Below are 1,300 nucleotides of genomic sequence, written 5' to 3'. Positions count from 1 at the left end.
GGCTCTACCTCATAAACGGGGGATCAGCATTCATCTCACTCGATTAATTACACCATCCCATCCACAATGGGTCATTACTCTTATTCTGTAATTTTCAAAATTTCTAAAACCATACGCTCTTCTCGATATCATTTCCATTTTGTTGTGGAAGCCCTCAGTAATGCCGTTGTTGCGGGTAAAGCGCCACATGGCAATGATTGGCTGGAGCCAAGAAGTTAAGGTATTGGCCAGCGCTCGCAGCGGGCTGTGATGCAACTGCTCGAGCAAATCCAGGAAGCCGGGTAGCTTCTTTGCCATACGATTTTCATTCATTGTCTTTAATAACATATATCTGATGAGCTTTTGTTTGACCTCATACAAGGTTTTTAGCACTGGATAATCAGCTAAGTAACGCTGTAAGTTGGTGTTATTATCTTCGCTCAATCGCCATTGATGCCGTCGCATCAAACTGAGCAAGCCTCTGTTCTTACGTCCTTCAGGATGATGCTGCTGCCACGCTTTTAAAAAGTGATGGTTAATCAAGCGCACCACATGAAAACGGTCAGCCACTATCGTTGCGTTGGGAAAATAGCGTTTAGCAATTCTGCGATATGTTTCTGATAAATCCATTGCGATAAGCTTTACATTCTCTTTGTTGGGAAGCTGACGTAAATACGTACGTAAACTCAACTCAGAACGTCCCAGCTTGACATCGAACACACTACGATGGCGCAGATCCACAAACGTTGTAGCGTAGCCTTTCTTACGCGTAAAGAAATGCTCATCAATCCCCAGCATCTCCGGGCAAGGTCGACTGATTATCTCTTTGTATTTCTGACTGATGTGAGACTGATACCAACGTTCAACTGTGGTTGGGCTAATGCGATGTGTACGTGATATCCCTCGCTGAGTAACACCACCATGATGCGCTTCAAATACCTCAAGTCGAAAACATTCAGATGCTCGGTAACGGGGGCGGATCCCCACAAAAGGATGCCTAAAGTAGCGGTTGCAGATACGACAATGATATTTTGGCACTTTTAAGTGCAAGGTGAGTACCTGATTGCCCTGGCGCGTGTGTTTTACCGTGCGTTTATGTGTTGCCTTAATGCGAAGCTCTCGACCTTCACAATGCTTACACATAGGGCGTCGACTTGGCCTGGCCCAGACTTCGATAAAGTCATGCCGATGAACACGTTCGATTTCTAGTTCAGATATGCCTAAAATAGTACCTGCGTGGGACACTTGTATTCTCCATTAAATGATTCTTCGCAAAATCAGTTTAATGAATGCGGGTGTCCCCCGTTAATGATGAAGAGCC

General features: G+C 45.0%; 1 protein-coding gene. It reads right to left on the bottom strand.

The features are described 5' to 3' along the window. Positions 1 to 30: 30 nt before the first annotated feature. Positions 31 to 1,224 (bottom strand): ISL3 family transposase, encoded by a 1,194-nt coding sequence (locus HCJ96_RS16145; protein WP_169212118.1) that lies wholly within the window; start codon positions 1,222 to 1,224, stop codon positions 31 to 33. Positions 1,225 to 1,300 lie beyond the last annotated feature (76 nt).

The sequence above is a fragment of the Alteromonas ponticola genome, assembly GCF_012911815.1.
Lineage (GTDB): Bacteria > Pseudomonadota > Gammaproteobacteria > Enterobacterales > Alteromonadaceae > Alteromonas > Alteromonas ponticola.
The sequence above is the reverse complement of the archived record's forward strand: the minus strand, read 5'-3'. Positions and strand labels throughout refer to the sequence as shown.